General features: G+C 58.5%; 26 protein-coding genes. 13 read left to right on the forward strand and 13 right to left on the reverse strand.

Annotation, left to right across the window (positions count from 1 at the left end; translation table 11 throughout):
- Positions 1-6 precede the first annotated feature (6 nt).
- Positions 7-1,431: an amidase gene (locus FJ320_01170; GenBank protein MBM3924590.1), complete on the forward strand. Its 1,425-nt coding sequence runs from the start codon at positions 7-9 to the stop codon at positions 1,429-1,431.
- On the opposite strand, the gene FJ320_01175 is transcribed toward FJ320_01170, so the two are convergent.
- On the reverse strand, positions 1,432-1,761 hold the full coding sequence (locus FJ320_01175; GenBank protein ID MBM3924591.1) for a carboxymuconolactone decarboxylase family protein: 330 nt from the start codon (positions 1,759-1,761) through the stop codon (positions 1,432-1,434).
- A 108-nt stretch (positions 1,762-1,869) separates the two neighbouring features.
- On the opposite strand from FJ320_01175, the gene FJ320_01180 reads away from it, so the two are divergent.
- Together FJ320_01180 and FJ320_01185 are read left to right on the forward strand one after the other, a co-directional pair.
- A complete protein-coding gene (locus FJ320_01180; protein ID MBM3924592.1) occupies positions 1,870-2,760 on the forward strand; it encodes an LLM class F420-dependent oxidoreductase in 891 nt (296 codons plus the stop codon).
- Positions 2,761-2,828: 68 nt separating this feature from the next.
- Entirely contained in the window at positions 2,829-3,359 is a 531-nt protein-coding gene (locus FJ320_01185) for a hypothetical protein (protein MBM3924593.1), read from the forward strand.
- Positions 3,360-3,391: 32 nt separating this feature from the next.
- Here the strand turns inward: FJ320_01185 and FJ320_01190 are convergent, their stop codons facing one another.
- A complete protein-coding gene (locus tag FJ320_01190) occupies positions 3,392-4,186 on the reverse strand; it encodes an SDR family oxidoreductase (GenBank protein MBM3924594.1) in 795 nt (264 codons plus the stop codon).
- 248 nt (positions 4,187-4,434) lie between these two features.
- On the opposite strand from FJ320_01190, the gene FJ320_01195 reads away from it, so the two are divergent.
- The 3 genes from FJ320_01195 to FJ320_01205 all read left to right on the forward strand — a co-directional run bounded on the left by FJ320_01195 (position 4,435) and on the right by FJ320_01205 (position 6,709).
- A complete protein-coding gene (locus tag FJ320_01195; GenBank protein ID MBM3924595.1) occupies positions 4,435-5,007 on the forward strand; it encodes a hypothetical protein in 573 nt (190 codons plus the stop codon).
- Between the two features lie 179 nt (positions 5,008-5,186).
- Entirely contained in the window at positions 5,187-6,407 is a 1,221-nt protein-coding gene (locus FJ320_01200; GenBank protein ID MBM3924596.1) for a CoA transferase, read from the forward strand.
- 26 nt (positions 6,408-6,433) lie between these two features.
- Entirely contained in the window at positions 6,434-6,709 is a 276-nt protein-coding gene (locus tag FJ320_01205) for a hypothetical protein (protein MBM3924597.1), read from the forward strand.
- Positions 6,710-6,716: 7 nt separating this feature from the next.
- Here FJ320_01205 and FJ320_01210 read toward each other — a convergent pair whose 3' ends face one another.
- Entirely contained in the window at positions 6,717-6,935 is a 219-nt protein-coding gene (locus FJ320_01210) for a hypothetical protein (protein MBM3924598.1), read from the reverse strand.
- 211 nt (positions 6,936-7,146) lie between these two features.
- Between FJ320_01210 and FJ320_01215 the strand changes: the two genes are divergently transcribed.
- On the forward strand, positions 7,147-8,043 hold the full coding sequence (locus tag FJ320_01215) for a PDZ domain-containing protein (protein MBM3924599.1): 897 nt from the start codon (positions 7,147-7,149) through the stop codon (positions 8,041-8,043).
- Between the two features lie 5 nt (positions 8,044-8,048).
- On the forward strand, positions 8,049-8,657 hold the full coding sequence (locus tag FJ320_01220) for a hypothetical protein (protein ID MBM3924600.1): 609 nt from the start codon (positions 8,049-8,051) through the stop codon (positions 8,655-8,657).
- Positions 8,658-8,992: 335 nt separating this feature from the next.
- On the opposite strand, the gene FJ320_01225 is transcribed toward FJ320_01220, so the two are convergent.
- On the reverse strand, positions 8,993-10,540 hold the full coding sequence (locus FJ320_01225; protein MBM3924601.1) for an amidohydrolase family protein: 1,548 nt from the start codon (positions 10,538-10,540) through the stop codon (positions 8,993-8,995).
- 129 nt (positions 10,541-10,669) lie between these two features.
- Between FJ320_01225 and FJ320_01230 the strand changes: the two genes are divergently transcribed.
- On the forward strand, positions 10,670-12,013 hold the full coding sequence (locus FJ320_01230) for an aminotransferase class III-fold pyridoxal phosphate-dependent enzyme (protein ID MBM3924602.1): 1,344 nt from the start codon (positions 10,670-10,672) through the stop codon (positions 12,011-12,013).
- A 29-nt stretch (positions 12,014-12,042) separates the two neighbouring features.
- On the opposite strand, the gene FJ320_01235 is transcribed toward FJ320_01230, so the two are convergent.
- The 3 genes from FJ320_01235 to FJ320_01245 form a co-directional block, all read right to left on the reverse strand.
- Positions 12,043-13,878: an APC family permease gene (locus FJ320_01235; GenBank protein ID MBM3924603.1), complete on the reverse strand. Its 1,836-nt coding sequence runs from the start codon at positions 13,876-13,878 to the stop codon at positions 12,043-12,045.
- A 46-nt stretch (positions 13,879-13,924) separates the two neighbouring features.
- Positions 13,925-14,890: a hypothetical protein gene (locus FJ320_01240; GenBank protein ID MBM3924604.1), complete on the reverse strand. Its 966-nt coding sequence runs from the start codon at positions 14,888-14,890 to the stop codon at positions 13,925-13,927.
- Between the two features lie 132 nt (positions 14,891-15,022).
- Positions 15,023-15,319 (reverse strand): hypothetical protein, encoded by a 297-nt coding sequence (locus FJ320_01245; GenBank protein ID MBM3924605.1) that lies wholly within the window; start codon positions 15,317-15,319, stop codon positions 15,023-15,025.
- 188 nt (positions 15,320-15,507) lie between these two features.
- Here FJ320_01245 and FJ320_01250 point away from each other — a divergent pair, with 188 nt between their 5' ends.
- From FJ320_01250 to FJ320_01260, 3 genes are all read left to right on the forward strand, one after another.
- Positions 15,508-16,701 carry an amidohydrolase family protein gene (locus tag FJ320_01250; GenBank protein ID MBM3924606.1) on the forward strand — a complete coding sequence of 398 codons (1,194 nt, stop codon included), beginning with the start codon at positions 15,508-15,510 and terminating at the stop codon, positions 16,699-16,701.
- A gap of 239 nt (positions 16,702-16,940) precedes the next feature.
- The gene (locus FJ320_01255; GenBank protein MBM3924607.1) at positions 16,941-18,764 is read left to right on the forward strand and encodes an ABC transporter substrate-binding protein; all 1,824 of its coding nucleotides are present in this window, start codon (positions 16,941-16,943) and stop codon (positions 18,762-18,764) included.
- Positions 18,765-18,886: 122 nt separating this feature from the next.
- Positions 18,887-20,587 carry a CocE/NonD family hydrolase gene (locus FJ320_01260; protein MBM3924608.1) on the forward strand — a complete coding sequence of 567 codons (1,701 nt, stop codon included), beginning with the start codon at positions 18,887-18,889 and terminating at the stop codon, positions 20,585-20,587.
- A gap of 7 nt (positions 20,588-20,594) precedes the next feature.
- On the opposite strand, the gene FJ320_01265 is transcribed toward FJ320_01260, so the two are convergent.
- Positions 20,595-20,912: a cupin domain-containing protein gene (locus tag FJ320_01265; GenBank protein ID MBM3924609.1), complete on the reverse strand. Its 318-nt coding sequence runs from the start codon at positions 20,910-20,912 to the stop codon at positions 20,595-20,597.
- Positions 20,913-20,990: 78 nt separating this feature from the next.
- Entirely contained in the window at positions 20,991-22,127 is a 1,137-nt protein-coding gene (locus tag FJ320_01270) for an amidohydrolase (protein MBM3924610.1), read from the reverse strand.
- Between the two features lie 148 nt (positions 22,128-22,275).
- On the opposite strand from FJ320_01270, the gene FJ320_01275 reads away from it, so the two are divergent.
- Positions 22,276-23,100 carry a hypothetical protein gene (locus tag FJ320_01275; protein MBM3924611.1) on the forward strand — a complete coding sequence of 275 codons (825 nt, stop codon included), beginning with the start codon at positions 22,276-22,278 and terminating at the stop codon, positions 23,098-23,100.
- Between the two features lie 71 nt (positions 23,101-23,171).
- On the opposite strand, the gene FJ320_01280 is transcribed toward FJ320_01275, so the two are convergent.
- The 4 genes from FJ320_01280 to FJ320_01295 all read right to left on the reverse strand — a co-directional run bounded on the left by FJ320_01280 (position 23,172) and on the right by FJ320_01295 (position 26,242).
- Positions 23,172-24,299: an amidohydrolase gene (locus FJ320_01280; GenBank protein ID MBM3924612.1), complete on the reverse strand. Its 1,128-nt coding sequence runs from the start codon at positions 24,297-24,299 to the stop codon at positions 23,172-23,174.
- A gap of 65 nt (positions 24,300-24,364) precedes the next feature.
- Positions 24,365-24,682 carry a hypothetical protein gene (locus tag FJ320_01285; GenBank protein ID MBM3924613.1) on the reverse strand — a complete coding sequence of 106 codons (318 nt, stop codon included), beginning with the start codon at positions 24,680-24,682 and terminating at the stop codon, positions 24,365-24,367.
- Between the two features lie 5 nt (positions 24,683-24,687).
- Entirely contained in the window at positions 24,688-24,981 is a 294-nt protein-coding gene (locus tag FJ320_01290) for a hypothetical protein (protein ID MBM3924614.1), read from the reverse strand.
- 265 nt (positions 24,982-25,246) lie between these two features.
- Positions 25,247-26,242 carry an amidohydrolase gene (locus FJ320_01295; protein ID MBM3924615.1) on the reverse strand — a complete coding sequence of 332 codons (996 nt, stop codon included), beginning with the start codon at positions 26,240-26,242 and terminating at the stop codon, positions 25,247-25,249.
- Positions 26,243-26,547: the final 305 nt, after the last annotated feature.

Consider the following 26,547-nt stretch of genomic DNA (forward strand, 5'->3'; position numbering starts at 1 on the left):
CCGCCGATGAGAAAGGCCGACATCCCCTTTCTTACCGCGGCCCAGCTCGGCAGTCTCATCCGTAAAAAAGAGGTCTCCCCGGTCGAGGCCACGGAGGCCTACCTGGAGCGCATCCGGGCGATTGACCCTAAGGTCCACGGGTATATCACCGTCACCGACGAGTACGCGCTGAAGGCGGCGCGGCAGGCTGAGAAGGCCATCGCCAAGGGTGCGTACATCGGCCCCCTCCACGGCATCCCCTACGCCGTCAAAGACCAGTTCTGGAGCAAGGGCATCCTGACCACCGGCGGCTCTAACGTCCTGCGCGATTTTGTGCCCGCCGAAGATGCCACGGTAATAGCTCGAATGAATAGCGCCGGCGCTGTTCTCCTCGGGAAGCTGAATTTGAGCGAGTTCGCCACGGGCAATAGCGTTGTTCACCCCTGGGGCATTCCCCGGAATCCCTGGGACCTGGAGCGCACTCCTGGTACCTCCAGCAGCGGATCAGGCGTGGCTGCCGCCGCCTTCCTCTGCTCCACTTCCCTGGGCGAGGACACGGGCGGCTCCATTCGCGGCCCCGCCAACAACTGCGGACTGGTGGGCCTGCGTCCCACCTACGGCCTGGTCAGCCGCTACGGGATGCTGGGCGCGTCCTGGTCTAACGACATCGGCGGCCCCGTATCCCGCACCGCCGAGGACGCCGCCATCACCCTCCAGGCCATTGCCGGACACGACCCCAAGGACCCATACACCGCCCGCTACACTCCGCCCGACTACCGTGCCGGTCTTAAGGGCGGCATCAAGGGGTTGAAAGTCGGCATCTTCAAAGAGGCTATGTACGCCGACTTTGTCCATCCCGAGACCCGCAAGGTGGTCGGCAAGGCCGTCGACAAGCTGAAGGAGCTGGGCGCGAAAATCAGCGAGGTCTCGGTGCCGCTAATGCCCTACACTTCGGCGATAAACCGTATCTTCATCGAGGTCGAAGCGGCCCACCAGCACCGCCAGTGGCTTGAGACCCGCCCGCGCGACTACGACCACAACGTCCGCACCGACTTCTACACGGGCCTGGTCACGCCCGCCAACCTTTACTACAAGGCCCAGCGGCTGCGAGAAATGATTCGCCGCCAGGTCTTTGAGGCGTTGGACAAGGTGGACATCCTGGCCCTCCCCGGCTCCTCCGATGCGCCGCCGCTGATAAGCACCAAGGTCGGCATCTTCAGCAAAGAGGAGGCCCTATCCAGGATGACGGGCCGCCGCGCCCTCAACGGCGCTTTCAATCTGGCCAGCGTGCCTGCCATGACCTTCCACTGCGGCTTCCTCAGCTATACAGGCAAAGACCTGCCCATTGGGCTGCAAATCGCGGGCCGCCCCTTTTCCGATGGCCTGCTCCTTCGCGTCGCCCATACCTACGGGCAGGCCACGGACTGGCGCAAACGCCGCCCGCCTATCTAACTATAACTGGACAGGCTCGAAAGCGTTGAGGGCGGGGAACAGCACCGCCAGCCCGCCCATGTAGTACGCTACTTCGCAGGTTTCGGCAATCTCCTGCTCGGTGGCGCCCAGCTTGCGGGCGCGGTCCGCCAGCACCTTGACGCCATGGGGTCGGGCCAGGAAGGCGTCGCCCAGCATCATCATCAGGGTCTTGGTCTTGAGGTCCAAGCCGCCGTCCTTGCGGACGTGGTTCTGAACGCTCAGCACCAGCTTCAACAGATTAGGGTCGTGTCGATAGACCACCTGCTGCCAGGGCGGCAAATCCTGGACCGGGGGAAGCTTCTCTTGCATGGCGTCCTCCTTGAGGTTTGGCTTGCGTTCCAAGTCTAAGCCTCGCTAGTGTATTCTACAAAAGCCGATGGGCAAAGGCCGTCGGGCTAAATACTGAGGGGGTGAGCTATGAAATTCGGCATCTGCCTGCCTACCAACAAGGGTATCACCGACTTCCGCGCCCTCATCAGCATCGCGCCCAAAGCCGAGGAGCTGGGCTTCGACTCGGTATGGGTCAGCGACCACCTGTTCAACATTGGATACATCGCCAAAGGCCTCGGCAACCGCCCCTACTACGATCCCATGACTGTCCTGACCTACGCCGCGGCCATCACCTCCAAGGTCAAGCTGGGCACGTCGGTGCTGGTGCTGCCTTACCACCACCCCGCCAGGCTCGCCAAAGTGGCCGCGACGCTGGACCAGGCCTCGGCGGGACGTGTGGTGCTGGGCCTGGGCGTGGGCCGGATAAAGGAGGAGTACGACGCTATCGGCGCAACCTTTGAACGTCGTGGCGCTCAGGCCAACGAGATGCTGCGGGCCATGAAGGCGCTCTGGACCCAGGAGAAGCCGGAATTCCACGGCAAGTTTTACAACTTCTCGGACGCCTATTTCTCGCCCAAGCCTCTTCAGAAACCACACCCCCCGCTTTGGATTGGCGGCATGAGCGAGTCGGCCATGAAGCGCGCCGCGCGCTACGGCGATGCCTGGCACCCCAACAGCCTGACGCCAGACCAGGTGCGGCAGGGCCTGGAATTCGTACGGCGAGAGGCGTCCAAGCTGGGCAGGGATGGCAAGATGCCGGCGACTATGCTCATTACCTGGGACCCTGCCAACAAGACCGGACCCACGGCGGAGAGCGCTAGCCTCAGCGGCTCGCCGGTGGACGTTATCAAGCGGGTGAAGGAGTACCAGGCCGCCGGTGTCACTGAGTTCGCCATCGGCATACCCGTTGACGACCCTCTAGTTATGCAGCGGCATATGGTCCGCTTCGCCAACGAGGTCCTGCCGTCTTTTAAGTAATCAGCCCATATTGCGTTTTCAAGACCAAACGGCTCGAATAAACATGAATATCCAGAAGGTGATTGGACATGAATTACCAGACTTTAGAAAACCAATTACTGAAACTTAGTTTATTGTGTGGCCTAACTCCCAACAGCAAGTCAACCCACAGAAAACAGTTTTTTCTCTTGGCTTATACGATTCTACATTCCAGAAATCACCAGGAAGACTACCAAAGAACCCTTGAGTCTGGAGTTAAGAAAGGAATCTGGGGTAACGATTTAAGATTGACGGGTCAATATTTTATTACAGCTAACGGCTATTTGCTGGCGCAAAAATCGTTTCCAGACGCAGTCTCCCAGTTTTCCCCGGTCAAGCTTGATCAGTGCAACTTTTACCAGAAAGGTAAAATACGAGGACTTTCAATATTTATTGCAGGGCGAGGAAGGCAAAATGACGTATTCATCAACGGAGAAAGAATGCGGAATGCCAAAACTGCATGCGAACTGATTATGGCTGAAACTGGCACTCCAATCCCTATAAAAGGAGCATCTGCTTTTACAAAGCTTTACAACTTGGCTTTAGATTACAGCTTCCGGATGAATTGTTGGTTTACTTAGCTTTCAAGACATATTTAGATTAATGCCCTTGCTCAGTAGTAGATGCCCCGGCCCGCGCCGCCATCGACAGCGATGGACTGGCCGGTGATAGCCCCGGCCTTGTTAGATGCCAGGAACACCGCCAAGCTGGCAATATCCTCCGGCTCCACCATCCTCCCGATGGGGATAGACTGTAGGGACTGCCGCCGCACTTCTTCCACGGTTATGTTCAGCAGCCTGGCCCTGTCCTGAGCGAGTTGGACGTTCCTGGGTGTGCGCGTGGTGCCAGGATGTATACAGTTCACCAGGATGCCATCCTTAGCCACTTCCTCGGCCAGATTCTTGGCGGTGGCCGCCACGCCGGCGTTGGTGACGGCGTTGCTGGCGTTGGTGGCGCTGACGCCCCGCGCCGCCATCCCTCCGATGACAACAATCCGCCCGCCGCCTCGCTTCTTCATGTGGGGCGTCACCTCGCGGGCCAGGCGCACAAAGGCCATAAGCTTCACGCTGATATGGTTCATCCAGTCCGAGTCTTTAAGCGTCAGGACGCCTCCGGGCACCGAGTTCACGGCGTTGCTGACCAGGATGTCTATGCCGCCCAGGTCTCTTACAGCATCAGCTACCAGCGCCTGGATGTCGGAAGGGTTGGTGACGTCGGCGCGGATGGGGACGGTGTTGACGCCGGTGGCGTCGGCGATTTCACGGGCCGCCTGGCGCAAGGGGCCTTCGCCTCGGGCGCAAATCGCTACGTTAACGCCCTCCCTCGCCAGCGCCAGCGCCGTGGCCTTGCCGATGCCCTGGCTGCCGCCGGTAACTATGGCCGTTTTCCCCTTGAGTCCCAGGTCCATAACCGCCTCCCTTTGAGCGTGAACTCGTCAAGCTTTAGACACCGCCGACAGAGCTGCTAGCTTAAGATATCGCCGCTTCTTAGTACTAGTCCTCTACTATTTTTTCGAGCATCCATTTGGATGAATTGAGAATTACCCTAGGGACATACAATATTACTAGCTGTGTCATCTCATGGACTGGGATAGGGGCGAGCGCCGGCAGTTCGACCAGAGATAGGGGCCGCTAGATACCAGGGAGGTACAAAATCATGCGAGAACGGAATGACATTATACGCCAGTATTGCAGCGATCTGCTGTCCTTGGACCGCCAGATCCTAGACATGCTAAAGAACCATTCGTCTCAGCAAGAGGTGCTGCAGTACCCTGAGGCGCACCAGTTGGTAGGCAAGGCCCAGCAGGCGGTAGGAAGGGTCTTTATGGAGCTTGAGCAGAACCTGACGGCCCAGGGCGGGGACACCATGTCGCCGCTGAAGGTGGCCATGAACAGGGTGACGGGCATGATGGTGGGTATGGCCGGCAAAGCGGAAGGCTCGGAAAAATGTTCAAAGGTGCTGCGAAACACCTACGCATCCCTGGACGCCGCTTCTTTAGGCGCCATGATGCTGCACACTACCGCGCTGGCTTTTAATCTGCCATCCACTGCAGAAGTGGCCTCAAAGCACTTCAGAGAGCTGGCGCCCATAGCCAACGAGGCGCGGGACATGATACCTGGCATAGTGGTCAAGGAGTTTGTGGACCAGGGGTATCAGGTGGATACCGGGGCCGCCGAGGAGGTTAAAAAGGAGATGCAGCAGGTCTGGGTTTCCGGCGGAACGTCCTAGCTATGCTATAGAAGCCTCTCAACAATGGTCTTATCCCAGCGCCCCATTTCCATCAGGGCGCTGGAACTATTTGCGACGGCTTTCAAGGACTACTAGACGGACGGGACGCTCTGCACTAGAGTAATGGCTAGCTGATGCCGGCCAGGCATCACGGACAGTCTGTCCTATAGGAGTAGCCCATGGCTAAGCGACGGCATGCCCTGGAAGGCGTTCGAGTTCTGGACCTGGGGAGGTATCAGGCGGGGCCGCGGGCGGCGCTGGTGATGGCCCGCATGGGCGCCGAGGTTATAAAGGTGGAGGCGCCCGGCGGCGATGAGAGCCGCTCCAACGGCCCCTACGTGCGGGGCCAGAGCGCCTACTGGGTGCAGTACAACAGCGGAAAGAAGAGCCTTGGCCTGAACATGCGCACCGACAAGGGCAAGGAGATTATTAAAGATCTGGTAAAAGTCTCCGATATCTTTATCCAGAACTTCCGCCCTGGGACTATCGACAAGATGGGTTTTTCATATGACACGCTGCGGTCGCTGAACAAGGGCATCATTATGGTCAACGTATCCGCCTATGGGCAGTACGGGCCCTATCGAGACCAGGTGGGCTTCGACCCCATCGGCCAGGCTATCAGCGGCATGATGATGCTTAACGGCTTCGAGGGTATGCCGCCCATTCGTGGCTACAACCCTGTTATCGACCGCATAACGTCGCTGCACGCTACCATCGGGGCGTTGTCGGCGCTGTACGAGCGGCAGTTCACCGGCGAGGGCCAGTGCGTGGACGTGTGCCTGGCGGACAGCGGTTACACCATGACCGAGATTCAGATGAGCGCGTACCTGGGCGGGGGCATTGTGACCAAGCGAGAGGGCAACGGACGTGGCACCAGCAACGTATATCAGACCAAGGACGGATGGGTGCTGATTGCCGCGGCCAGCGACAACATATGGCCTCGCTTCTGCCAAGTCATCGGCGCGCCGGAATGGGCCACCGATGCCAGATTCGTCGGCAAGCGGGAGCGAGAGAAGAACCTGGACGTAATGGAAGAACGGCTGAAAAGGTGGTTCCTGGGCCACACCACAGCGGACACGGTGGCGAAGCTCGGCCCCCTAGGCATCCCCGTCAACGCCGTCAACGACGTGCCTGCCGCCGCTAAAGACCCTCACCTTCTGGGCCGCGATCTGCTGGTAGAAGTGCCGGACCCCGTTGCCGGCAAGATGTACGTCTCGGGCAAGAACATCAAGCTGAGCCGCAGCGAGACGGTGGTCGGCACCACGCCCGTCCCAGGCCAGCACACCCGCGAAATCCTGACTCGTGTGTTGAAATACAGCGACGCCGACGTGGAGCGGCTGGAGTCGGAAGGCGTGGTCTACACGCCGACGGCCAAGGAACGGGCGACAGCGTCGGACTAGAGGATATATCGTCGACGGAGGAGACTTTGAAGATTTACTGGCAGGAGAGAAGGTCAGGCCAGGAGCTAGTGCTGGAGCGAGATGGCGGGGAGAAGGTTACCCTGGGCGGCGTAAGAAAAACGCCCCGGGGCTTCGACGCCTTCGCCACCACCACCGGCTACGATCCCGGCAGGGCGGTTAAGGGTGCGCCATCCATGGAGGAGGCCAAGGCCTTTGTGGAGTCCTTTGAGCCGTGGAACCTGTTTATGGAAGTGGTAGATGAAGTGACGGTAGAGCCGGGGGTGAGGCCTATGGTGGGGTAGGCGAATTCTATCCAAGCAAGGACAGGATAAGGGACAGGACTACAACCCAAGCCACAATTAGTCCCGCTATAAACATGGCATCTTTAAGAGTCATTCGGCGGAGGGCGCTGGGCTTGCGCTCCCAGGGTCTACCTTCTTTGGCTTGAGCCTCTTCTCGGTGGCGCATTTCCTTGGAAGCGGTGTACTCGCGGGACGGGTCTGATTCGGGGCCTATGGGCGTAATCATGATACCTTCGCTTTCCCGACGCCATGCTCGCGCTGAGTGGTTAGCCTTAGGTTATCACACATATCTTGTCACCAGGTTCACAGCGCTTACTTGGAGTGACTGCAAACAAGCCCTAACCAATCGTCTAGGCGACGGCCCCGCCTAACGGCTCATGCGCCCGCTGACTGGTAGATCTAGGCTATAGCTACAGTCCTTATCTAAGGAGCGCATCATGGCGGAACTACTATCTAACTTTTCCAACGCGCTGGCTGAGACAGTATCGAAGGCGGCGCCGAGCGTGGTCCGAGTCGAAGGGCGGCGGGGCATACCAGCCAGCGGCATCGTGTGGTGGGCCGATGGCGTCATCGTGACGGCGCATCACGTGTTGGAGCGCGACGACAACCTGGAGGTGGGCCTTGCGGACGGGCAGTCGCTGCAAGCGGCGCTGGTGGGCCGGGACCCGACCACCGACCTGGCGGTCCTCAGGGTGAAGGCCATTGGCCTTCCCGCAGTGAGCCGTGGCAGCATCGAAAACTTGCGGGTGGGGCACCTGGCGCTGGCGCTGGGGCGGCCCGGGGAGTCGGTGCGGGCGACGATGGGGGTGGTCAGCGCCCTGGGCAAGGGCTGGCGCACGCCTACCGGCGGCGAGGTGGACCGATACCTTCAGACCGATCTAGTTATGTATCCGGGATTCTCGGGCGGACCGCTGGTGGACGCCGAGGGCAAGGTACAGGGAGTTAACACGTCGGCCATACTGCGAGGCGTGTCCCTGGCAGTACCCATCGGGACTATAAATCGAGTGGTGGAGGCGCTGCAGGCCCACGGGCGAATCCGTCGGGGCAAGCTGGGCATTGGCGCGCAGCCGGCGCGGTTGTCGGAGGGCGTCGCGGGGCAGGCAGGACAGGAGACGGGGTTGCTGGTGGTGGCCGTCGAGAAGGGCAGCGCGGCCGATGCGGCGGGGCTTCTGATGGGCGACACCATCGTATCCCTGGACGGGCAGTCGGTGCGGCACCTGGACGACCTGCTGGCGCTGCTGAGCGCCGAGCGCATCGGCAAGCGGGTGAGTGTGCGGATAATTCGCGGCGGCCAGCCTAAGGAGATTACGGTGGCCGTGGCGGAAAGGACTTAGTATCGATGGCTAATCTTTTGCAATTGCTAAACGACGAGATGGCGCAGGTGGCGGAGAAGGCGAGCCGCAGCCTGGTGCAAGTCCACGCTCTTGGTCAGGGCAACGGGTCGGGAGTTAGCGCCCATGCTTATGGTCTGGTGCTGACCAACGCCCACGTGGTGCGCGGCCCTAAGCTGATGGCGGTAACTATGGACGGCCGAAAGCTGCCCGCGCGATTAATGGCCTACGACACGGATATCGACCTGGCGGCGCTGGTTGTGGAGGCTGACGGCCTCGTGCCCATGGAGTTTGGTGAGTCGACGAAGCTGCAGCCGGGGCAGCTGGTGATGGCTCTGGGGTATCCCTGGGGAGGCCCGGGCGCGGTGACCACAGGTGCTGTCATCGGGTCCGGGCGTGAGTGGGTTAACCTGCCGAGAAGTCACCGCGACTGGGTGGGGGTGAGCCTGCCCCAGCGGCCGGGAAATTCGGGCGGGCCGCTGATTGATGTCGAGGGCCGGCTGGTAGGGCTGAACACGATGATTACAGGCCCAGACGTAGCCATGGCTGTGCCTATCCACGTGGTGAAGGCGTTCCTGAAGAAGAACGTGGCGATTAAGGAGCCGGTGATGGTGTAGGGGACGGTGGGGATCACCGATTCCAAATTTCCATCCCCCAGCTTTGCAAGAATAGCCAGCGCCGTTCCTCATCGGTTCGACCTTATCGCCCTTTGTACCTCTTCTCAGAAAGGAGAAGAGGGAAAGAGAAAAATAAAGCACCACAACCTCCTCCTTCGGCCAGGCTCAGGACGGCGTCTAACTCCCTCTTCTTCCCTCGGGGGGGGGGGGGGGGGGGGGGGGGGGGGGGGGGGTACTCGGGACAGGCACTTTGCAATAGGAGAAGAGGGAGAACCAGATGGGACAGCCCCAGAACCCGAAGGAATCGGATAGGCAGGGATTCTAGGACTAAATTGTTACTCGCGTCCGTTGTAGGCGTAGAAGGGCTTCGGCATCTCTTGAGTCGTGCCAGTACTGGCGAAGAAGCGCTGCAGGTAGGGTTCGATCTGCGGGCGGAGTTCGCGCCAGGCGACCTTTTGGGGCAGCGGCGGCTTCTTGAAGGTCTTGGCGAGTTCCTTATAGAGAGCTTTCTTGTCTATCTTCGTAAGCCTCTTGCCCTTCATCACCACCTCGCCATCAACGACGACCGTGTCCACATCCACGCCGCGGCCCCTATATAGAACGCCGTCTATGATGGACACGCTCGGATCCAGAAGCGGCGCTTCGATGTTGCCTAAGTCCATGAGTAGCATATCGGCGCGGCGGCCAGGTTCGAGGGCGCCGATGCTATCGGCGAAGCCGGTGGAGGCGGCGCCGTTTTCCCACACCATCTGAAACACTTCGTAGGAAGTGAGGGGACGTGCGTCGGTGCCGGGGACTCGGTGGAGCTTGTGGACCAGACGCATCTCCTGGAGCAGGTCCTTGTCGTCGTTGAGGCCTGCTTCGTCGGTGCCGATGGACACGCGGACGCCAGCGTGCCGCAGCCGGGCGAGGGGCGTCACGCCGGCCTGAAGACGCAGGTTAGAGCTGGGGTTGGTAGCAACGAAGACACCGTGGCGAGCCATGACATCGATATCTTTCTCCGTGGCCCAGACGCTGTGGACGCAGTCGACCTCGGGGCCGAGAAATCGCAGGTCTTGCAGGTGCCCAACAGGCGTCTTTTTCCAGGCCCACTGCCCGTAGAGCCTCTGCTGGTAGACCTCCACCACGTGGATATGTATGGAGGTGTCATGTTTGACCGCCAGGTCTTTGAGGGCGGTGAGGAGCGTGTCGGAGCATCGATGGACGTTGCCGGGGGCGACGTTGATATTGAGCCTGGAGCTTGCGCCGCTGTACTTCGAGAAAACATCTTCGTGGCGGGCGATTAGCTCCTCCACAGGCAGATAGCCGGGCTTGAGAAAGTCCCAAAATCGTCGGCGAAGGTCGGGAGGCAGCGACGCGCTGAACTGCTCCTCGCCGCCACGGGCGCCGGCGACGGTGGTGTTCTGGTCGACAACCTCGGGCGCGAAAGCGAGGCGCATGCCGGCGTCTAGGTAGGCTTTGATAACCTTGTCAGTGTGTTCAGGGATGATGGGTGGGAAACCGCGGCCGGGGTCGTAGATAACCTGGACAGTAGTGGTGCCGGTCTCAAGCATCTGGATGGCGCCATAGAGGTGCTCCAGGTATGGGTCTAGGTCCCAGGGTCCGGCCAGGGAAAAGCTCTCCATAGCCTTATCCGGCTGGCCGAGTTGGAAGAACGAGACGCCGGTGTGATAGTGGGAGTTGATGAGGCCGGGCATGACCACAAACCGCCTGGAGCCGATGTCTTCGACGTCAGGGTGTTTGGCTTTCAGCGTTCGGTAGTCGCCCACCTCTTTGATGCGCCCATCTTTCTGGTAGACAGCGCCGTCGTTGATGATGGTTGCGGAGGAGGGGCCGGTGATTTTGCAGATGACGTACTTGCCGTGGATAAGTGATGAAGGCATGGGCAACCTCAAGTCGAAGTGAGGGGAGTGTACCAAATCGTCGGCTTTGACACTTCCCCACAGCCGTTGTTAGACTCACGGCGTTAGGCGAAATAATTATATGGATGAAGTGTTCCCTAAGGAGGGGCTATGTCTACGGCCAAGGCTTACCGGCGAGAAGAGGAGCGGCATTTCGCGCGCACGTCCAAATCTAGGCGGCTGGCGGAAGAGGCGAAGAAGTACCTGCCGGGCGGCAACACCCGCGCCGCCGCCTGGCTGGACCCCTATCCAGTCTTCGCCGTCCGCGGACAGGGCGCGCATATCTATGACGCCGACGGCAACAAGTACCTCGACTTCCTGATTAACGCCACCAGCCTGATACTGGGCCACGCGCATCCGGCGGTGGTGTCGGCGCTGCAGGAGCAGGCGACGATGGGGACCGCCTTCGCCAATCCCACAGAGTCGCAGGTGCGGCTGGCGAAGATGCTGTGCGAGCGAGTGCCCTCCGTGGAGCGCGTGCGGTTCACCAACTCGGGCACTGAGGCGACCATCAACGCTATCCGCGCCGCCCGAGCCTACACGGGACGCCCCAAAATCGCGAAGTTCGAAGGCACCTACCACGGTGTGTACGACTATGTGTCCGTCAGCGTGAAGCCGCCGCTGGACAAGGCGGGGAGGAAGAACGCGCCCAAGGCCGTGGCCGGAGACCCCAGCGTGACTGCGTCGGTGGTGAAGGACGTGGTGATTCTGCCGTTCAATGACCTGGAATCGAGCGAGAAGATACTTCGCAAACATGCGCATGAGCTGTCGTGCGTCATCATGGAACCGATTGTGTCCATGCTGGGGTATGTGGTCGGCGATCTGGAGTTCCTGCAAGGCATCCGCCGCATAACTGAGGAACTGGAGATTGTGCTGATATATGACGAGGTGCAGAGTTTGAGACTTGGCCGGGGCGGCGCGCAGGAGATGTATGGGGTGAGGCCGGACCTTAGCACCTTTGGAAAGACTATTGGCGGCGGTTTGCCCGTGGGGGCTTTTGGCGGGAAGAAGGAGATTATGGCGCTGTTCGACCCATCGGAGGGGAACGCGGCGCTGCCCCACGCGGGGACGTTTAACGCCAACCCTATGACTATGGTGGCGGGGGCTACGGTGCTGGAGCACCTAACGCCTGGTATCTACAAGAGGTTGAACAGCCTGGGCGACAGGGCCAGGCAGAAGCTGCAGGCGACTTTCGACGAGATGGACGTGCCTGCCAAGTTAACCGGCGTAGGGTCGTTGTACGGCATCCACTTCACCGACAAGCCTGTGAAGGACTATCGCGACGCCGCCAGGGCGGACCAGGAACTAAGAAAGTGCCTGGTGCTAGGACTGCAGAACGAGGGCGTCATCCTTTACGAGCGGGCTACGGGCGCGATAGCCGTGCCCCATAGCGATGACGACGTCGACTTGCTAGTGGAGGCTACTCGAAAGGTTATCCAGAGGGCGAGGGGCTAGGACAAGCGCAAGCAGCAACCGTCCAGCGGTCATCGGGGCAGGTGGTAGGGGACGCTCACGACGATGATATGCCGCTGGAAGAGCAGGGCGCCTTTTATGAAGAGGGCGGTCTGGTTGTGCAGGAACTGCTGCCACCACCGCCTCGGCACAAACTCGGGTATGACTACCACGACACGCTGATGGGGACTCTCCTCGGCGACTTTATGTATGTATTGGACTAGCGGCGAAACGACGGCCCTGTATGGTGACGGCAGGAAGATAAGGTTCAGGCCCTGGCTTATCCTCGACCAGCGGTCCCTGACCGATTGCGCCGCCACCTCGTCCACCGTGACGTGCACCGCCCGGACATCGGCGGCGATGGACCTGGCGTAGTCAATGGCCGGCAGGACTGCGCGATGGACGGCGCCGATAGGAACGATGGCGATGATTCCGGTCATGCGCTCCAGGGAAGTCTCGCGCTCCAGGGAAAGGGCGTCGGCCACGGCGGTGTAGTGGTTGCGGATAGCGTAGAAGAGAAGGATGAGAAGAAAGATTACTAACACAATAATCCAGGCGCCCACCCAGGTGCCCGGAGCGAACTTGACCACGGTGATTTCGACAAGTACCACGCCTGTGACAATCGCGCCGATGCCGTTGATGATGAGTCCGCTCCGCCAGCCCTTCTCTCGATTCTTTAGCCAGTAAGAGACCATACCACTCTGAGTAAGCGTGAAACCTACGAACACGCCTATGGCGTAGAGAGGGATAAGGCTATGGGTATTGGCATTGGAGAGGATGATAAGAATCACGGAGAAGAAGGCGAGAGTAAGGATGCCGTTGAAGTACACCAGCCTGTCGCCCAGGTTGGCCAGGGGCCTGGGTAGGTAGCCGTCGCGGGCCATGATGGCGGAGAGACGGGGGAAGTCGGCAAAGGCGGTATTGGCGGCCAGGAGGAGTATCAGGGTAGTGCTGGTGAGAACAATGTAGTAGAAGATGTTGACTCCCAGGCTGGCCTTGGCGACCTGCGATACCAGGGTCTCGCTGTCCGAGTGCCCGATGTCGAAAAGGTAGGTGAGAAGGGAGATGCCCATGAAGAGGGCAGCCATGATAACGCCCAGCATCAGCAAGGTGACGCGGGCGTTATGGGAGACCGGCGCCTTAAAAATGGTGGTGGCGTTGGACACAGACTCGATACCCGTCAGGGCCACACAGCCGGCGGCGAAGGCCCGGAGCAAGAGAAGAATGCCGATGGCGCCGGAGGTCTGAGAGACCTGGTTTATGTCAACCGTGGCGGGCGTCCCATGGACCAGATACCTGAAGACGCCTATTCCAGTCATCACGATCAAGCAGATGATAAAGAGGTAAACGGGCAGGGCAAAGGCGAAAGCCGATTCCCTGACGCCTCGAAGGTTTAGCACCGTTAGGCCGAGTATAAGAGCAATGGAAACGGACACCTTATGGTCGGCGAACTCGGGAAAGGCGGAAGCCAGGGCCGCCACGCCGGCGGAGACGGACACGGCCACGGTCAGGACGTAGTCTATGAGAAGTCCCGCGCCTGCTATCAGGCCCCAGGGGACTCCCAGGTTCGTCTTGGCGACGGTGTAGGAGCCTCCGCCGCCTGTATACACGCGAACGACCTGCTGGTAGGAGAAGACGACGATGAAATAGAGCGCGACAATGGCCAGGCTGACAAAAAGCGCGTAGGTGAGGCCCCTGGCGCCTGTGTCTCCAAAGGCGATAAGGATTTCTTCCGAGGCGTAGGCGGAAGAGGACAGGGGGTTGGCGGAGAGGATGACAAAGGCTAAAGGCACCGCCAACCGCTGAATGGCGCTCTGAGAGGTGGCCAGGGGATACCCGAAGACCAGGTGTCGCAGGGCGTTGAGCATGAATTATCTGCGGTCCAATGACGCGGCGGAAGGCGTCATAGCTGTCTTACTTTTTTCGGACCAGCTTTTGCAAAGTACGCAACTCCTGGCGTTGACCGTCCTTGTGCTGGCTTAACAGGCTCTGGACTAGCTCAGGGCTTAGATTCGCCTTTGGGACTTCAGCCACGTACATGTCACCTCGCGAGTCTATGGCTATGCCGTGGGGGGTAAGGAACTGGCCGGCGCCTTCGCCTAAATGCGGGTCGCCCAGTCGGTGCAGCTCTTTACCCTTCCTATTAAAAATGGTAACACAGTGGCCTACGCCCGGGGCGTCCTGGATGTAGGGCGGTGCGGACATCTGGGCCACGTAGACTATGCCGTCGGCGTCCAGGGCCAGGCCGGCGGCGCGCCAGATGTTGCCCCAGACAGCCTGGAGCTTGCCCTTGGCGTCGAAGACCTGCATACGATGATTTTCCCGGTCGGCTATGTAGATGAACTCATCTTTGTCGATGACCACATTGTGGGGCACCACAAACTGGCCCTTCTCAGTGCCGGCCTCGCCCCAGGAGTAGAGCAGCTTGCCCTCGGGGCTGTAGCGATGGACGCGGGCGTTGCCATAGCCGTCGGCGACGAAGAGGTCGCCGGAGACGGGAGACACGGCCATATGGGCGGGCCGGTTGAAGGGCCGGCCGCTGAATCGCGGCGACTCTCCACCCAGGGTAAAGAGCAGCTTGCCTTCTGGAGAGAACTTGCGGATAACGTGGTCTCTAACGTCGGAGAGGTAGACGGAGTCGTCGGGTGATATGCTGATGCCGTGGCGGCCATGAATAATGTCCTGGCCGAAAGAGCGTAAGAAGTTGCCGTGGCGGTCGAAGACAATGACGGGGCGCTGGCCGTTGCAGTAAACGTAGACCTGGTCTTTGGAGTCCACCGCCACGCCGACGCAGTCGCCGAAGAGCCAGCCGGGCGGGAGCTTAGCCCAGCCCTCCAGGGGTTCAAAGCTCAGGGACTTTGCAGATTTCGCGGTAGCCATACACGCAGCCTCCTAGTTGTTGTGGAGCGGCGGCGCCGCATTAACAGACGGCGACGGCTGATATCCTACTCCGTTATAGGAGACCCTACAAATCCTGCCCTACAAGTTCTACCGCTTAGGCGAAGAAGCCGGCTATTCGATAAGGGTGAAATACTCCTGGGCGCCGAAGTCCATAATCGCCTGAAACTCTGGAAACCACTGTCGGAATTCGTCAGAGCCCGTCAGCCTGCGATGGGTCTGAATAAACTGGTCAAAGCTGTCGAATTCCCGTTCGAATATAAAGGTGCCCTGTCTGCCTGAAACGCCTTGAAGAATTTGCGCTTTGGGAGCGCCATATTTGGCCGACATCTCATTTATCTTCTTCAGCATCTCTACAGCCTTAACGCTGGCGCCGTACCTGGTGTGAAGGACAATGCGTTCTCTGTACACCAAACTTCTCCTTATCATCTTATAGACTTTTGGCAAGAGGGCCGACGGCGGGAGATTATACAAACATCTAGGACAGGAAACCTACTATGATACGACTCGGATATTGATTGGATTTACTTATTCGCCTAAAATCCAGCCAAATCTCGTGTTTGTCGCAGCTTTCACTTCCGCTGAAAGGTGGTCAGGCCATGTCTATGAACTTGCTTATACGGAATGTAAGGCTTATCGACGGCAGCGGCGCGCCGCCTATCCCTTCCGTCAATGTGGCGGTGGAGGATGGAGTTATCAGATGGATAGGAGAGGGACGGCTCAACCCTTCCAGGCATCCGCATTATGAGGACATTAACGCGGAAGACCTGACGCTGGTGCCCGGCTGGTTTGACTGCCATGAGCATTTCAGCGGGGACGGCGGTCAAAACGGCGTCATGCAGATGGACGTGGATAGGGACAGCCGGGAAGTGATCTTTTTTAGGGCCGCGGCGAACGCGCATCGGGCCTTGTTATCGGGACAGACCTCGGCGCGGGACGTGGGGTCGCCGTACGGGATAGGAATCACATTGGCGAGGGCCGTGGCGGCAGGGTCGCTGCCGGGGCCGAGGATAACCGCCTCAGGCCAGTGGATTCAGATGCCGACGACATGGCCTTATGGAATTGTTCGGACTGTGGAGAGCGCCGAGGAGATGCGGAAGGTGATAAGAGACCAGATAGCCCAGGGTGCGGGGCTTATCAAGGTGGGCGCCACGGGTGTCAGGGAGGATGGGACGGGCTACGGAACACTAGGCCCCAAGATAGCCAAACTGGTGGCGGACATGGCCCACAAGGCGGGGCTTAAGGCCGCCGCCCACTGCGTGGGCGGGTTCGAGGGGACGTACCAGGCGGTGGCGGCTGGCATCGACTCGATTGAACACTGCTCACACGTGGACGAAAAGACAGCCAAGCTCATGGAGAAGAACGGCACCTTTGGTGTGCCGACGATGTCGACTTTCGACTACCGGCTGAGCCATGCCAAGGTGTGGGGTCTGCTAAAAGACGAGATAGCCGCGTCGGAAGCGAGAAGGGACGCCTCAGTCAAGAGCTTTAAGAATATGCTGAAACACGGCGTGAAGGTCGCCTGCGGCACCGACGCGGGGGGGTCGCCGGTGCGACACGGCACCGCCGTCCACGAGATGGAGGTGATGGTGCGGTACGGGATGACGCCCATGCAGGCCCTGGAGTCGGCGACGCGGCTGGCGGCGGAGCTGGTGGGGACGTTGGACCATGTGGGGACAGTGGAGCCAGGCAAGCTGGCGGACATGGTGCTGGTGGACGGAGACCCGCTATCCGATATCGGCAGCCTGCGGAACGTCTGGGCGGCGTTCCAGGGGGGGCGGCGGATAAGGTGACGGACAACCCCCTAGCCGCAAATGTGACAAGACTTCTCGTTACGCCTTCCGCATAAAACAAGCCTTGCGCAGCGTGAAGCCACTATAGCGTGGAGCGGGCTAGAGTAAATCACCCGTATATTATCATGCCATTGACAAGATGGTGTTCTGGCCCATAAGATGCCGCTCATTGGGACAGATTCGCCCACTTTGCGTCCGGTCAAGCCGCGCTTGGTAAAATTGGCCCTGGAGGCGATATCATGAGATTCCCCCGCTGGTCGTCACGTTTGAGTCTCTTTAGCGTTCTTGCCCTGTTTAGCCTTTTCACGCTGCTGATAGTGGGCTGCGGAGATGATGAAACCCCCACCGCGACCACTAGGCCCGGGGTCACGGCTAGCCCCACCGCTACGGCCACAGCTACGTCAAGGCCCAGCCCTACCAACACTCCCACCAGCGCTCCTAAGGTGGCTGTAGAGTCAAGGTTGAAGGTGGCCATACCAACTCCGAGCTTCCAGGTCACTATGGTGCACCTGATGAACCAAATTTCGGCTCGCATTATGCCTCAGTACGACTACCTGGTAGGCCACCACCACCAGACCAATGAAGAGATGCCTCAATTGGCCAGGGGATGGACAATGGGCCCTGACGGCAAAGCTTTTAACTTCAAGCTGCGTTCGGGCATTCCGTACTATCGTGACGGCAAGCCTATACCTGGGATGACCATGACGGCTAAAGACGTTATCCTGGCCTTTGGGCTGGCTGCGGGAAAGGACAGTCAAAAAACTGTTCAAGTTAGGCCGGAATTCGGCGGAAAAGTTGATGCCGATATTGTTGATGATCAAGAACTAAATCTTCGCCTGGCCTTCCCAAGCCCGGACCTATTGTTCCTGATCTCAGATGAATATGCAGTTGGGGTAGTCAGCAAAGACCACTGGGACAAGACGGGTGGTGAAGAAGGCTATCAGAAGGACCCCATAGGCAACGGTCCCTGGAGCATGGTGGAACTCAAGACTAACGAATACGTGCTCCACAAGAGGAATGAAAATCACTACCGCAAGACGCCTGATTTTGCGGAGGCCCAATTCCTCTTTGTTAAAGAGGCGGCTACCCGTCTGGGCATGATTATTAACAAAGAGGCCCATATAGTTTCTGTTCCTAGGGGCATACAGCAGCAGGCCAAGGATGCCGGCATGGTGGTCTATAAGAGTACCCTGCCAGCAGTCCACGTGCAGCTAAGGTTTTCCTGGTTCAAGCCTGAAAACTACATAGATCCGGCTACGGGCAAGCGTCCTACCGGAGCAAAGGACCAGGGCACTACGGTTAGAGGCTATGATCCGAACGACCCGCTTCGCAAGCTGGAAGTCCGCAAGGCTATTAACCTGGCCATTGACCGTGACAAGATTAACAAGACCTTCTACAAGGGTGAAGGCTTCCCTGAAGTCGACTACTTCCCGCCCTGGCGTAACGACTTCAAGGACGAGTGGGCCCCTATCCCCGGCCCTGAAGGGAAGACCGGCAAGGCCGGCGGATGGCCGTATCCGTACGATCCCGCCACGGCCAAGCAGCTCATCTCCGCCCTTTATCCTCAGCGTATGAAGACAACTATCGTGGTCGGCAACAACCAGGACGTGAACCAGGAGCAACCTGATGTGGCCGAGGCAATTGCTGGAATGCTTAAGGAAGTGGGTATAGATGTGACCCTTGATGCGAAGCCTGTGGCCGACGTGCTCGAAATGTGGTCACAACGCGACCGAGCTAACACTTCATACCTAATCTCCCCGTCTTTGGACCCTGCTTGTGTAGTGCCCACCTTCATATGGTGGAAAGGAGCGCGGGGAGTCCAGGACTTTGACGAGATAGTCAAGCTAAAGGAAGACTGCGACAAGACGATGGACCCAGAAGCCAGGCGCAAACTGGCCCAGGGCTTTGGCGACTGGTGGGTGAAGAACTACATCAGCGCGCCTATCGTCTGGCTCTTCGCGGACGCTACTGTTAACCCGGCTGTGGTGCAGGAGTACAAGGTCAACATGCTGCACATGGGGCCAGTCCGCTACCATGAGTACACCAAGCCTGTGCTAAAGTAATCCTGGAGTCGGATTAGGAGACGTTTAGCCGCCCCGGTTGTCCGGGGCGGCTTCTTTTTGCGCATTGGCCGCGGCACAGTCGAAATCGATATAATTCAGCCACTGTCATCAGGAGACTTCATATGTCCAGAAGCGCATTTCTGCCGGCCGGCGTAGAGGTCAGTTATCATGTAAAGATTCCTATGAGAGACGGAGTGAAGCTCTCCTCGGATATCTATTTCCCCCGGGGAGAGAGAATACCCAGGCCCGTGGTGCTGCTCCGCACGCCGTACGACAATATGACCGAAAACTTGATTGACGAAGGCGTCTTTTACGCTCAGCACGGCTATGTCTATGTGGTGCAGGACGCGCGAGGGCGCAACGATTCGGACGGGGTTTTCTACCCCTGGGCGAATGAGGCCAACGATGGCTATGACACAATTGAGTGGATAGGGAGGCAGCCGTGGTGCGACGGCAACGTGGGGATGGTGGGCAGCTCCTACGCCGGCAATGTGCAGTGGCAAGCGGCGGTGATGGGGAGCAAGTATCTCAAAACTATCATACCTAGGGTCATAGGCCACAACCTGTACGAGGCGCCCCACTACCAGGGCGGCGCTTTTCAGTTGGGATGGAGCGCCACCTGGGTGTACAGAATCGACGGGCGGACCGCGCAAAAGATAGACAAGTTCAACTGGAACCATATCTTCAGCTCGCTGCCGCTAAAAGATGTGGACAAGGCGGGCGGCAAGAACATCAAGTATTTTCAAGACTGGCTGGACCACCCGGACTATGATGACTATTGGAAGTCGCACGCCCTGGAAGAACGCTACGGGGACGTGAAGATACCTGTCTTTAACATCGGCGGTTGGTACGACTTTTTCAGCATCGGCATTTTCGAGAACTTTTCGAGGATGAGGAAGATGGGCGGGTCGGAGTTGGCGCGTCGAAATCAGAAGATTCTGGTGGGGCCGTGGGTGCATCGAGCGAATACATGGACTCATGCGGGCGAGGTCGACTTCGGCTACGACTCGCTGCTGGACTTGCGATACATCGAGCTTGGATGGATGGACCGGTGGCTGAAGGGGGCGAAGAACGGCTTAGACCAGGAAGCGCCGGTGAAGCTGTTTGTGATGGGGATAAACCAGTGGCGCGACGAGCGGGAATGGCCGCTGGCGAGGGCAAACTACGTTCCCTTTTATCTGCACAGTCGTGGAAACGCCCGAACCCTTAGAGGAGATGGCGTCCTATCCAAGGAGAAGCCTTCACAAGAGTCGCCAGACGGCTATGAGTACGACCCTACGTTGCCGACGCCGACTCGTGGCGGCAGCACCTGCTGCAACCCGGAGGTGCTGCCCTACGGGGCTTATGACCAACGGGTCGTGGAACAGCGGAGTGACGTTCTGGTGTACACGTCGGAAGCGCTGCTGGAGGATATGGAGGTGACCGGGCCGGTGTGGGCGACGGTTTACGCCAGCTCGTCGACGGTGGACACAGATTTCACGGCGAAGCTGGTGGACGTGCACCCGGATGGGTATGCCCTGAACCTGTGCGACGGCATCCTTCGGGCGCGCTATCGCGAGTCGAGGGAGAGGCAGAAGCTGATGGAGCCCGGGAAGGTCTACGAGTTCAAAATTAATCTAGGGCCCACCAGCAACGTTTTCTTAAAGGGGCACCGGATAAGGTTTGAGATAGCTAGCTGTAATTTTCCTCGCTTTGACCGCAACCTCAACACCGGGGCCGACCCCTTTGCGACCGACGCGGAGATAAAGGTGGCGCAGCAGCGAGTCTTCCATGAAAGCGCCTACCCATCACATGTTCTGCTGCCGGTTATTCCATCGCGCTAAGGGCGGCCTAGAGGTAGACCACCGAGGTTGCCGCCGGTTGCGTGCCGATAAGGAAGGCGCGGTGGCCTTTGCCCTGCAGGTCATCTTCGATAATCACATCGCCCGGGCTGAACTCGCGGGTTGTGCCGTCCTCCATTTCGACTCGAAGGCGGCCTTTGAGGAGGAATTGGACCTGGCGGCGGCCTGCGGGATGCCATTTGGAATTCACGTTTAGGTTTGTCTTTCTGAGGACTAGCTCAGTGGCAGGCAGACGCAGCTCTTGTGAGGATACGTCCTCCATGCGGCAGACACCGTCAGCTCCGGTATACATTCGGACAATTTGCATGGCGGTTCTCCTGATGAAATAGAAAGTCCGCTCCTCCACCTGTGCGGGTGAGCGGACTTTCCGGCTGGGAGTCCTGATTTACTTCTTGCCCTGTGAGTGACCGGCGACGAGCCGTTTACCGTAAATCTTTACGGAGTTATCCCAAAGAATCTTTTTCTTGCTCTCTTTGGTCAACGGCTGCTCCATCATGTTCTTGAGAGGCTCGCTGGTGGCGGGGGCGTCAGGGTGCGGGTAGTCCGTGTTGAAGACGATGTTGTCGTCGCCGAGATAGTCGACGACGTATTTGATGGAAGGCTCGTCCGCATCGGCGGCCACGGCGCACTGGCGCAGGAAGTACTCCTGGGGCGTGGCCTTGAGCGGATGCTCGTCAAAAAACACCGACTGTCTGCCTTCACAATATTTCTCAAGTCGGTTTAGCCAGAAGGGCACCCAGCCGGAGTTGGCTTCCAAGACCAGGAGCCTGAGCTTAGGATAGCGGTCCAGGATACCTGAATACATGAAGTGGCCAAGATTTATCATGTTCTCGAAGGGGAAGCCGATAGCCTGGCCCAGGGCGATGAAAGGGCCAGCGTGGGGATTGTATCGGGTGTTGGTGAGGGGGTCGCCGCTGGAGCTGCTGCTGCCATGGACGGATATGGGCACGTCCAGGTCCTGAATGGTCTGCCACACGGCGTTGTAGTCGGGGTGATGCCACATCTTGTCGGGGATGGCCTTGGGGAGGAAGATGGACACAGCACCGAGCTCTGTGATGGCGCGGCGGGCCTCGGACTGAAGCTCGTTGACATCATGGCCTGGCACGGGCGCAGTGAACTTCACGCGATTGTTGGACTCGCTGCAGAAGTCATGGGCCCAGTTGTTATAGGCTTTCACCATGGCGCCCTGGACATCAGCGGGGATGAAGGCGGGAAGGGAAACGGCCTTGGTGGGCAGACATACCTGAATATCCCAGCCCTCGTTGTCCATATCCTTGAGGCGGCTCTTGAGGCTCCAGTTGTCTCTAAAAGCATGGCCGAACTTGGCATCCATTTGACCCCAGAGGGTCTTGGCGCGGGAGACGCCGGCAGGCTCGCCCTCAAACTTGACCATAGAGTTCCCCTGCATTTCAGCAACCTTGGGCACCCGATTACGAAAGGCGGGTTCCGTGTACTTCTCCCACAGGTCTGCGGTCTCGTAGAAATGCCCGTCCGCATCAATAACCTTAAAGCCGTTACGCATTTAACGTCCTCCTATTTTGTCAAGGCCAACCGAGCTTTGGCCCCATTCTAGGACTGCGATATATTTGTGTCAACGGAGGGTGGGCGTTCTCAAATCAGAAACAACATGCTAATATGCGTCGCGTTTTGACAAATTCGGAGGCCGCGATATGCCTAAGAACCCATTGAAGCTAGACGATGGCGAACAGCTTGCTTATTTTGAATCTGGCGGGAGCTGGTGTTACATGCGCACACCTGCAGCTTATAAAGCGACTCGGGGTAAAGCTGTCCCGCTAATTATTCGATGCCGCGGTTATGGGGGATTTGTGCGGATGGGGTATACCGAGTGGATGGATAGGCCGGGCAGCAAGATGATCATCGATGCCCTTGTGGAAAAAGGGTTTGCTGTGGCTGGCTCCGACCTGTCCGGCGATCACTGGGGGAGGCCGGCGGGTGTGGCGGCCAACGTGTCGCTGTACAACTTCCTTATGGACAATACTAACGTCGATGCGGCAAGGGTAGGTATGTTTACGGGTGCGGGTATGGGCGGAACGGCTTTGTGGAATTCGGTCATCGGGCCGTTGCACGGCAAAGTGAAAGGCGTGGTGATGCTTCAGGCGGTGGTGTCGCTGGCGGGGATGTTTCCGGCATGGCGTCGAAACGTAATGGAGGCTTACGGTCTGGCGCTGAACACGGACGACGCCGTCGCCATCGCCAGCCTAGCGCAGAACGACCCGCTATTGCAGACTCAGAACCTGCTTTCGGTCAAGGGCGCCGCCTTCACGAAAGGATTGCCGGAGGTGTACTGGCTGCACGGTGAGAAGGACAAGCCGGTAAATTATGAGGCCAACGCGGCAGCGCTGACGCGGCTGTTAAAGAAGCATGGGGTAGCATGCACGCTCAAGGGCTACAAAGATAAGGGGCACGACCTTCACCTGATGCCTGAGGAGATGACGAAGCTGATTACAGCGTTCTTCGTTAAGATACTGGATTAGCCAACGCCTCGCTAAAGAAAAGAGGGAGACGTGACATAGCGCGTCTCCCTCTTTTCTTTGACCTAGCGGTTCTAGTTGGTCCGCATGTTGTAGAGGCGAATGCAGTTGTCTCGAGTTATCTTGCGCTTCACGCGGTCGGGGATGCCGGCGAAGTTATCGTCAACAATCTTCCTGGAGTTGGGGAAGGTGGACTGGGCGTGGGGATAGTCGCTGGCCCAGGCGTAGTTGTCTTCGCCGAAGTAGTCGTAGAGGCGGACACCGACGGGATCGTCCATGTAGGTGACGAAGAATTGACGCTTGGCATACTCGGTGGGGTACATTTTCAGGGTGGTGGGGTTGGAGTACTTGGCCTTGTCGTGGAAGTGGTCGGCGCGATAGAGGAAGTGAGGCACCCAGCCAATGTCATTTTCTGCGGAAACAATCTTCAGGTTGGGATGCCGCTCGAAGGCGCCGGAGAACATGATCTCGGTGAGGGAACGCTGGACTTCGTGGATAATGCTGATGGCGCGGAGGTAGTGGTTCTGCTTGAACTTGCCGACGTTGCGGCTCTCCTCGCCGTGGCCGGTGAGGATGTGGAGGCTGATGGGCATGTCCAGTTCGGCGGCGGCGGCCCACAGGGGTTCGTACTTGGGGTCGGCGTAGCTGACGCCGTCGGGCGGGGAAGCCATGATGAGGGCGCCGCGAAGGCCCAGGTCGGCGCAGCGTCGCAGCTCTGTGACGCCAGCCTCGACATCCAGCAGGGAGATAAGGCCCAGGCCAATGAACCGCTTTTTGTCGAAGCTGCAGTACTCGGCAATCCAGGTGTTGAAGGCGCGGAAGAGGGCCTGCTGGTAGGGGGCGTCGGTGAGGCGGAAGAGTCGGAAGCCCAGGGTGGTGTAGATAATCTCGGCCTCGACGCCATCAACCTCAATCTCCTTCTGGCGCTCGGAGGGTATGTATGCGCCCAGGGGGCACTGGTCTTTGACCGAGGCCTCTTCCAGCATCTTCTTTAGCTCTTCCGGCGACGCGCCGGCGGAAAAGCCGCCGCCGACTTTCTCCGGCTCCTGGCCGGGGACGACGAAGAAATCGCCCTTCTTGTCGCCAGGGTTGGTGACAATTCGTGGGGCTCGGTCTCGGAAGGAGGGGTCGATATAATCAACCCACATATTGCGAGGCTCGAAGACGTGGGAATCCGCCGAAATCAACTTGAAGTTGGGCATAACGCCTCCTAAGTCCAGCTCTTCTGGCCCAATATTAGATTGAGGTGCGGGGGATGTCAACGAACCTAGTCTTTGCTTGCCGCCAGGGTCTCCAAATCCTCCTTTAGGTTTTTCAAATCATACTGCACGGCTATTTTGTCTCGTCTGACGTATTCCATCATCTCCCAAATAGAAACGCCGGATTCCTGGGCGGCACGTGCCATGGATATTTTGCCTTTGCCATAGAGAGAGGCATAATGGCTAAGTTTCCAGTCGCCGACAGCCCGCGCAAGAAGTTTTCTTACTGTGGTGGAACGATCTGTCTGCTCCACACTTTCTATAGTTTCTAAGTCACGTAACAATTCCTCAGGAAGCCTTGAGGCTACCATGCGCTCTTTTCTCATTTACTTCACTCCTTGGCTCGGCGGAGTACCTCAGTTATAACACTTGGAGATATCCACAAAATTCCGCTTAAATCCAGAATACTGACTTCCAGTTCTCCTAGAGTCATCTTGTTGCTGAACCGCCCTTGGAGCAAAATCCCCGCAGTTCCAATTACTTTGGCCCCATACGCTTTCGCGGTGGCTCTGGCTTCTAAGTCGTCTGCTGCAAGCCATATCCTTCGACTCACCGCCACGCCAATAGATTCTGCCTCACCCATGTGAAGCCTGGTGTTCCTGGCAAATTTTTCTGCCAGTTGCATCTCGCGCTTTGTAAGCTCAGTTTCATGTAGCCAACCGGCTGATAAAGCTGCCTCTAGTACTGAGATTTCTTTTGCTCTAATTTTCTTCCCCTGGTCTATGACCTCGAATTTAACCGCGGGACTGATAAGGGTCTCTCCGTAGAGTTTTTGGAGGATCTCCAGCCGCCTAATCTTTGATAGTGCTATAAGTACCGTAGCATCAACAACTATCAGAATAGACTCCTACATCTGCTCAGTATATGTTAACAAATGTTACTGGTGTTTTCTACACTACCAGCAATTCCTCCAGGTTCTTCCAGAGGATTCGTTCTTTCTCCGCCTTCGTAAGGCTCTTCATGTCCATCACCCACTGGACGGGGGACTCCAGGCCCATGTCAGCAGGCCAGTCGCTGCCGAGGACTACATGGTCGGCGCCGACGGTGTCGATGAGGAGGCGGAGGCCGGCCTCGCTGTGGGTGAGGCAGTCGTAGTACATGCGTCGGAGGTAGGAACTGGGCTTGTCCAAGATGTTAACCCTGGCTTCCGGACGGGCGGCCCAGGCGCGGTCCATTCGTCCGATGCCGAAGCAGGCGGGGCCGCCGCCGTGGGCGATGCAGACTCGCAGGTTGGGGCACTTTCCCAGCACGCCGCCGAAGATTAAGGCGGCGACGGCCAGGATGTCCTCGGCGGTGTTGCCGATGGTGTTGCCGAGGTAGTATTTGCGGGTGCGCTCTTGCAGAAGGAGCGAGTTAGCGGGGTGGAAGAAGAGCAGTGCGCCCAGTGACTCGGCGGCTTTGAAGAGGGGAAGGTATTTGGGGTCGTCCCAGGTGCTGCCGTTGACGTTGGTCTCGACCTCAGCGCCCTTCAGCCCGATTTTCATGCAGCGTTCCAGTTCTTTTATCGACAGCTTTACGTCCTGAAGGGGCAGCGTGCCGACGCCGGCGAGACGCTTGGGGTTGTCCTTAGCCATGCCGGCGATCTCGTCATTTACCTCTTTGCACATCGATAGGCAGTCGGCAGCTTTGATGTGGTAGTTGTAAAGGGCAGGGGCTATAGACACCATCTGCACATCGACGTCTAGTTTGTCCATGTCCTTGATGCGCTGCTGGGGGGTGAACCTAGCTTTGGGGCCTTGAGGGCCGGTGCGCTGTAACTCGTTGACGAGGTAGTGGTTCCCTTCTTTGTCCTTTTCCAGCCGCATACCGTACCATTCTTTGCCCTGGTCGATGACTTTAAACATGGCTTTGGGGCTCATGTGGGCGTGGATGTCGATGGCTCGCATTATGGCACCTCTTCCTTATCTAATCCTGGGGCACAAGAAAAACCGGCCCTGTTCTCAACCGGGATACCATCCCCTGACCCCTTCCTGCTGGAAGGGGAAGAGAAATTAAGATCACCTCATCACCCTCCTTCGGCCAGGCTCAGGACGGCGTCTAACTCCCTCTTCTCCTTTGCAGTAGGAGAAGAGGGAGAACCAGACCTCAGTGGCCCCCATCCACGATTGCGGAAGGGCGAGTGTCTAGAGGCGTACTGATGAGTTTCCATTGGAGGAATGGGGAACATATTGATATGCATATTCACTAAAGG

It is taken from the genome of SAR202 cluster bacterium, from assembly GCA_016872285.1.
Taxonomy (GTDB): Bacteria; Chloroflexota; Dehalococcoidia; order Lucifugimonadales.